This is a genomic window from Pseudomonas sp. FW305-70, from assembly GCF_058783925.1.
In genome coordinates this window covers 177,505-185,126 of record NZ_JBYSYZ010000008.1, presented here as the reverse complement: position 1 = coordinate 185,126, position 7,622 = coordinate 177,505, and the positions used below count along the sequence as shown (strand labels likewise).

Sequence of the window (7,622 nt, the reverse complement as noted above, 5' to 3'; positions counted from 1 at the left end):
CGCCCGCCCCGGGCTCAGCCGACGCTGGTTCCTGGCCGCCGCGGCCGGGTTGCTGGCCGGTGGCGTGCTGGCTGACCGTTTGTTCCTCGGCTGGCAAGCGAGTCAGCAGACTCACAGCTGGCGCGGTCTGGTGGCCGATTACATGGCGCTCTACGTGCCGGAAACCCTGGACCACCTGCCCGCTGATGAAGCCACCCAGCGGGCCCAACTGCGGACCATCGACGCGCGCCTGGGCCTGAACCTCGCGCCGGCAAAACTGAGCCTGCCCCGTGCCGAGTTCAAACGGGCGCAAATCCTCGAGTACGACGGCGCCCCCATCGCCCAGATCACCTACCTCGATCCGGCGCACGGCCCCATGGCGTTGTGCGTGACCCGCTCCAACAGCGGCAGCCGCCATTTCGCCCGGGAACAGCGACGCGAGCTGAACATCGTGTATTGGGCGGACATGGAGCACGCCTGGATGCTGATCGGGCATCAGCCAATGACGGATCTGGAGGAGATGGCCAAACTGTTGCGGGGCCGGTTGAGCGCTTGATACGCAGACACAGGTTTGCGGGGGCGTAAAAAGCCCCCGCAAGCCATCATGTTGTTCTGCGGCCGACGCCCGACTTCTCAAGGTCTTGTACCCTTGGCGGCACACCATCCACCCCGCTCGTCATCGTGAATCTCACCGCATCGCCGACAAGAAAACAGGCGTTACCCTCTGCGGTCATGTTCGGTCCAATCCGGATCGCCAAGGTGCAACAGCCGCCATCAGGCATGACCATCGCAAATTTTGTCGACAGGCTTTCGACCTTGACGTCCCTGATCGCACTGATCGTGCCCTGCCCGCTGGTTTTTATTATTGGCGCGCCCATTCGTCCCTCCAGCCTCGCCGCCCTGTATTGACTTCAAAGGCTAATGAAACCCGTAAGCGTGGCACCTTGCTACTGTCAAACCTGACAGATGATGCGGCCGTTTGTCGAAATCAGACCGGCAATGGCAACCATAAACGGAACCGCGCCCCGCCCAGCGGAGAGGCTTGCACCGTGAGCGTGCCGCTCTGGGCTTCCAGGGCGCGGCGGCTGATCGCCAGCCCCAGTCCGAAACCACCCGTGGCGCGATCGCGGCTGCGGTCGAGGCGGTAGAAGGGTTCGAAGATCCGCTCGCGCTCGTCATCCGGAATGCCGATCCCGTCATCATCGACCCAGATTTCACAGCCGCCGGCACAGACCTGCACACCGATCTGGATACGTTTTTCGCAGTAGCGCATGGCGTTGCGCAGCAGGTTTTGCAAGGCGCGGGCGGTCAGGCGCGGGTCGAGGCTGAAGCGTTCGAGCTGGCCGTGGAGCAATACGTCGATGACGATGTCCGGGGATTGTTCGTCGTCGATGCTGCCCAGAATGCTGTCGATGAATTCGTCAAGCGACACCTCGACTTGCTCCGGAACCCGCGCCGGGTTTTGCAGACGGCTGTAGGACAGCAACTCAAGCACAAGCTCATCGAGCTCACGGATGTGATCGACCAGCCCTTGCAGGCGTTCGCGGCTGGTGGCCGGCAAGTCGTCGGACAGGGCCAGCGCCAGGCCAAAATCCAGCCGTGTCAGCGGTGTGCGCAGTTCATGGGAGACTGCGTTGAGCAGATCACGCTGCTGGTTCAACAGGTTCTCGATGTCGCCGGCCATGGTGTCGAAGACGTTGGCCAGACTGCCGATGTTGGAACTCGGGGCAATCTGCGTGCGCTCGCTCAAGTGGCCCTTGCCGAAGCGTTCCGCCGCGCTTTTCAGACGTTCCAGGTCGCGCCAGTGCGGGCGCAACCACAGCAACAGGCACGCGAGCATGGTCGCGCCGATCAGCACGTTGATGCTCCAGTACAACAGGCTGACGTCCATCGGGTCCGGCGGCACGACCATTTGCACCACGGTGCGCTCGTTCAGTGGTGCCACTGCCAAAGTGCGCCAGCCCCAGTCGCCGATCCGCACAACGTTCTCGCCGCGCTGCAATCGCTGATGCTCATCAGACGTCAGGCTGCTGTCATCGTTACCGCTGAGCACGATGTGCAGCGGATTGAAGTCCTTGTCCATTTCGGCGGCCAGGGCCGGCCACTGTTCGACCGGGGCCGCGTGAAACTGTTTGACGATCAGCGTTTGCAAGCCTCGGGAGTAATCGAGGTTGTAGGTAATGAAGCGCTCATGAAAGACCTTGATCACCAGATCCGGCACCAGATAAATCGCCGCGCTGAACGAGACGATGGTCACCAGGTACAAGCGAAAGAGGATTCTGAACATCGGCTCAGCATTCCCACTCGGAACGGCTGAACAGGTAGCCCTTGCCCCACACGGTCTTGATCTTGCGCGCCTCGCCGGCGTGGTCGTCGAACTTGCGCCGCAACTTGGAAATCGCCACGTCCACCGAACGGTCGGTGCCGTTGAATTCGATGCCGCGCAGGCGTTGCAGGATCTGGTCGCGGCTCAGCACCTCCCCGGCATGCCGGGCCAGCACCACCAGCAGGTTGTACTCGCCGCTGGACAAATCCACCAATTGCTCGCGCCAGGTCACGGTGCGTTCGGACAGGTCGATGCACAGGTTGCCCATCAGAATGCGGTCGTTGGCGGTCTGCGGCTCGCTGAGGCTGCTGCGGCGCAACAGGGTCCGCACCCGCGCCAGCAGCACCCGTGGCTCGCAGGGTTTGGTCACGTAATCGTCGGCCCCCATTTCCAGGCCCAGAACCTGATCGTGGCTGTCGTCGCGGGCGGTGAGCATCAGGATCGGCAAGGTCGCCGAATCGGCGCGCAGCAGGCGACAGACCTGCAGGCCGTCGAGGCCGGGCAGCATCAGGTCGAGGATCACCAGGTCCGGCGGATTGAGCCGCGCACGTTCGCGCACAGGGTCACCGCGACCGATCACGCTGACGGAATAACCGTTGCGCTCCAGGTAGCTGGCAATCAGTTCGGCGAGGGCGGTGTCGTCTTCGACCAGGAGGATGTTGGGCATGGGGTGTTTCCAGAAAAAAGCAGTGGCGCCTGTACCGGCCTCTTCGCGGGCAAGCCCGCTCCCACAGGGATTTGAGGTGAACACAAAGGCTATGAACACCACCGACCACTGTGGGAGCGAGCCTGCTCGCGAAGGCGGCCTGACAGACGCAATAAAATTCAAGGACTGAAGGATATACGCCCTCACTCGTCTCTGAGTAAAACCCTTACACAATTTCACACAGCACCAACAAAGCTTCACCGCTACCCTCGCCTGCGCCCAGTAGGATGCTGGGAGTCTTTATTGGGGTATTACATGTCGAAGAATCTGCTTGCCAGGCTCAGTCTGATTGCTCTGGCGTTGACACTGGGCGCGTGCGACAAGGCCTCGAACGCCGAGGAACAGGCGCCGCTGGCCACGGTTCGCATCGAGACCATCGAAGCACAACCACTGACCATCAGCAGCGAACTGAGCGGACGGATTGCCGCACCACGCATGGCCGAAGTGCGTGCCCGCGTGGCCGGCGTGGTCCTGCAGCGCACCTTCCGTGAAGGCAGTGACGTGAAACAGGGCGATGTCCTGTTCCGCATCGACCCGGCACCGTTCAAGGCCGATCTGGACAGCGCCGAAGCAGCGCTGCGCAAGGCCGAGGCCAACGCGTTCCAGGCCCGGTTGCAGGAACAACGCTATGCCCAGTTGATCGACGACAAGGCCATCAGCGGCCAGGACTACGACAACGCCCGGGCCAACGCACGGCAGACCGCCGCCGACGTCGCGGCCAGCAAGGCTGCGGTGGAGCGGGCGAAACTCAACCTCGGCTACGCCACCGTCACCGCGCCGATTTCCGGGCGCATCGGGCGTGCGCTGGTCACCGAAGGCGCGCTGGTCGGGCAGAACGAAACCACGCCGCTGGCGCTGATCCAGCAACTCAATCCGATTCATGCCGACCTGACCCAGTCCACCCGTGAGCTCAACGAACTGCGCCGCGCCTTCCGTTCCGGCCAGTTGCAGCAGGTCGGCCAGGACCAGGCCAAGGCCACGCTGATTCAGGATGACGGCAGCCTCTACCCGCTGCCGGGCAAAATGCTGTTCAGCGACATCACCGTCGACCCGGGCACCGGCCAGATCATCCTGCGCAGTGAGTTCCCCAACCCCGACCTCGACCTGCTGCCCGGCAGTTTCGTGCGCGTGCGCCTGGAACAAGCGGTCAACCGCCAGGGCATCAGCGTGCCGCAACGGGCCATCCAGCGCGACAGCGCGGGCATCGCCCAGGTGCTGCTGCTCGACGCCGAACAGCGCGTCGGCCAGCAACCGGTCGAACTGGGCGCCGTGCAGAACGATCGCTGGATCGTCACCGGCGGCCTGAAAGCCGGCGACCGCATCGTCATCGAGGGCCTGCAGCACGCCCGCCCCGGCGAGAAAGTGCAGATCGACGACACCCCTCTTCCACTTGCCCAGGTGACTGGTCAGTAAGCAGGACGTTTTTTTATGCCGCAGTTCTTTATCGACCGCCCGGTGTTTGCCTGGGTGGTCGCGTTGTTCATTCTGCTGGCCGGTGCCCTGGCCATTCCGCAGTTGCCGGTGGCGCAATACCCCGACGTCGCGCCGCCGCAGATCGAAATCTATGCCGTGTACCCCGGCGCTTCGGCGCAAACCGTGGACGAAAGCGTGGTCAGCCTGATCGAGGAAGAACTCAACGGCGCCGATCATCTGTTGTATTTCGAATCCCAGAGCAGCCTCGGCAGCGCGACCATCAAGGCCACTTTCCAGCCGGGCACCAACCCGGAGCTGGCGCAGGTGGATGTGCAGAACCGCCTCAAGGCCGTGGAGTCGCGCCTGCCGCAAGCGGTCATCCAGCAAGGTTTGCAGGTGGAGAAAGTCTCCTCCGGTTTCCTGCTGTTGATTACCCTGACGTCCAGCGACGGCAAGCTCGACGACGTGGCGCTCAGCGATTACCTGGCGCGCAACGTGATGAACGAGATCAAGCGCCTGGACGGCGTCGGCAAGGCGCAGCTGTATGGCGCCGAGCGGGCGATGCGGATCTGGATTGACCCGCAGAAACTGCTCGCCTTCAACCTGACGCCAGCGGACGTCAACGCCGCCATCGTCGCGCAAAACGCCCAGGTATCGGCCGGCAGCATCGGCGATCTGCCGACCCGCACCACCCAGGAAATCACCGCGACCATTCTGGTCAAGGGTCAGTTGTCGACCCCCGAAGAGTTTGCCGACATCGTCCTCAAGGCCAACCCGGACGGTTCGACCGTGCGCATCAGCGATGTCGCGCGTGTCGAGATCGGCAGCCAGGAATACCAGTTTTCCACGCGCCTGAACGGCAAGCCGTCCACCGCCGTCGCCGTGCAGTTGTCGCCTGGCGCCAACGCCCTGAACACCGCGACCCTGGTGCGGGCGAAGATGGATGAACTCAAGCGCTACTTCCCGGCGAACGTCGAGTACTCGATCCCGTACGACACCTCCCCCTTCGTCAAGGTCTCGATCACCAAGGTGGTCTACACCCTCTTTGAAGCCATGCTGCTGGTGTTCGCGGTGATGTTCCTGTTCCTGCAGAACATCCGCTACACGCTGATTCCGACGCTGGTGGTACCGGTGGCGTTGATGGGCACCTTTGCGACGATGCTGGCGCTGGGTTTTTCGATCAACGTGCTGACCATGTTCGGCATGGTGCTGGCCATCGGCATTCTGGTGGACGACGCCATCGTGGTGGTGGAGAACGTCGAGCGCATCATGGCCACCGAGGGCCTGTCGCCCAAGGAAGCCACGCGCAAGGCCATGCAGCAGATCACCGGGGCCATCATCGGCATCACCCTGGTGCTGGTCGCGGTGTTCATTCCGATGGCGTTCATGCAAGGCTCGGTCGGGGTGATTTACCAGCAGTTCTCGTTGTCGATGGCCACCTCGATCCTGTTCTCGGCCTTCCTCGCCCTGACCTTGACCCCGGCCCTGTGCGCGACGCTGCTCAAGCCGATTGCCAAAGGCGAGCACCACGAAAAGAGCGGATTCTTCGGCTGGTTCAACCGCCGCTTCGAGCAACTGACCGCGCGCTACCAAGGCTGGGTCGCCTACGCGTTGAAACGCACCGGGCGCTACCTGCTGATCTACGGTGTGCTGCTGATTGGTCTGGGCCTGGCCTTCAGTCGCCTGCCTTCCTCGTTCCTGCCGGTGGAAGACCAGGGTTACACCATCACCGACATCCAGTTGCCACCGGGCGCGAGCAAGAACCGCACGGTGCAGGTGGCCGAGCAGGTGGAAGCGCACAACGCCGGTGAGCCGGGCATTCGCGACAGCGTGGTGATTCTCGGTTTCAGCTTCTCCGGCAGCGGGCAGAATGCGGCGCTGGCGTTCAGCACGCTCAAAGACTGGTCCGAGCGCGGCAGCGACGATTCGGCCAGCTCGATTGCCGACCGGGCCAACGTCGCCCTCAGCCAGATCAAGGACGCGGTGACCTTTGCTGTGCTGCCACCACCCGTGGATGGCCTGGGTACGTCCAGCGGCTTCGAGTTCCGCCTGCAGGACCGCGGTGGTCTGGGCCATGAGAAGCTGATGCAAGCGCGCACCGACTTGCTCGCGGCCGCCGAAAAAAGCCCGATCCTGATGAACGTGCGCGAAAGCGCCCTGGCCGAGGCGCCGCAGGTGCAACTGGTGGTCGACCGCAAGCAGGCCAACGCGCTGGGGGTGTCCTTTGCCGACGTCGGCAACGTGCTGTCCACGGCCGTGGGCTCGGCCTACATCAACGACTTCCCCAACCAGGGGCGGATGCAGCGCGTCGTGGTCCAGGCCGAGGGCGACCAGCGCAGCCAGGTGCAAGACCTGCTGAAGATCCACGTGCGCAACACCCACGGAAAAATGGTGCCCTTGTCAGCCTTCGTGCAGGCCAAATGGACCCAGGGCCCGGCGCAGTTGACCCGCTACAACGGCTATCCGGCGATCAGCATTTCCGGTGAACCGAGGCCGGGCCACAGCACTGGCGAGGCCATGGCCGAGATCGAGCGGTTGGTGGCGCAAGGCCCGGCGGGCCTGGGCCAGGAATGGACCGGGTTGTCGTTGCAGGAACGCTTGTCCGGCAGCCAGGCGCCGATCCTGCTCGGGCTGTCGCTGTTGATCGTGTTCCTGTGCCTGGCGGCGTTGTACGAGAGCTGGTCGATCCCGACCTCGGTGCTGCTGGTGGTGCCGCTGGGCGTGCTCGGCGCGGTGCTGGCCGTGACCTTGCGCAGCATGCCCAACGACGTGTTCTTCAAGGTCGGGCTGATCACCATCATCGGCCTGTCGGCGAAGAACGCGATCCTGATCATCGAGTTCGCCAAGAGCCTGTACGACGAAGGCCACGACCTGGTCGACGCCACCCTGCAAGCGGCACGCCTGCGGTTGCGGCCGATCGTCATGACTTCGCTGGCGTTCATCCTGGGCGTCGTGCCCCTGGCGATTGCCACAGGTGCCAGCTCGGCGAGCCAGCAGGCCATCGGCACCGGGGTGATCGGCGGGATGATCACGGCGACGCTGGCCGTGGTGTTCGTGCCGGTGTTTTTTGTGGTGGTGATGAAGCTGGTGCGCAAACGCCATAAAAGCACCTGAAAAAACACTGGTCCCTGTGGGAGCGGGCTTGCTCGCGAAGGCGGCGTGTCAGTCAACAGGGATGTTGAAGGTGATGGCCTCTTC

The 7,622-nt window shown here is 63.5% G+C and carries 6 protein-coding genes; 3 read left to right on the top strand and 3 right to left on the bottom strand.

The features are described 5' to 3' along the window. A partial coding sequence (locus AC3WN7_RS09230; protein ID WP_102675156.1) for a transcriptional regulator occupies positions 1–535 on the top strand: 535 nt, incomplete at its 5' end. 46 nt (positions 536–581) lie between these two features. On the opposite strand, the gene AC3WN7_RS09225 is transcribed toward AC3WN7_RS09230, so the two are convergent. The 3 genes from AC3WN7_RS09225 to AC3WN7_RS09215 form a co-directional block, all read right to left on the bottom strand. Next, entirely contained in the window at positions 582–857 is a 276-nt protein-coding gene (locus AC3WN7_RS09225) for a hypothetical protein (protein WP_095966654.1), read from the bottom strand. Between the two features lie 110 nt (positions 858–967). After that, positions 968–2,266 carry an ATP-binding protein gene (locus tag AC3WN7_RS09220; RefSeq protein ID WP_102675157.1) on the bottom strand — a complete coding sequence of 433 codons (1,299 nt, stop codon included), beginning with the start codon at positions 2,264–2,266 and terminating at the stop codon, positions 968–970. Positions 2,267–2,270: 4 nt separating this feature from the next. Further along, positions 2,271–2,972, bottom strand: coding sequence for a response regulator (locus AC3WN7_RS09215; protein ID WP_095966652.1), 702 nt, complete (start codon positions 2,970–2,972; stop codon positions 2,271–2,273). Between the two features lie 294 nt (positions 2,973–3,266). Here AC3WN7_RS09215 and AC3WN7_RS09210 point away from each other — a divergent pair, with 294 nt between their 5' ends. Together AC3WN7_RS09210 and AC3WN7_RS09205 are read left to right on the top strand one after the other, a co-directional pair. After that, entirely contained in the window at positions 3,267–4,424 is a 1,158-nt protein-coding gene (locus tag AC3WN7_RS09210; RefSeq protein ID WP_015094955.1) for an efflux RND transporter periplasmic adaptor subunit, read from the top strand. A 15-nt stretch (positions 4,425–4,439) separates the two neighbouring features. Beyond that, the gene (locus AC3WN7_RS09205) at positions 4,440–7,538 is read left to right on the top strand and encodes a multidrug efflux RND transporter permease subunit (RefSeq protein ID WP_102675158.1); all 3,099 of its coding nucleotides are present in this window, start codon (positions 4,440–4,442) and stop codon (positions 7,536–7,538) included. Positions 7,539–7,622 lie beyond the last annotated feature (84 nt).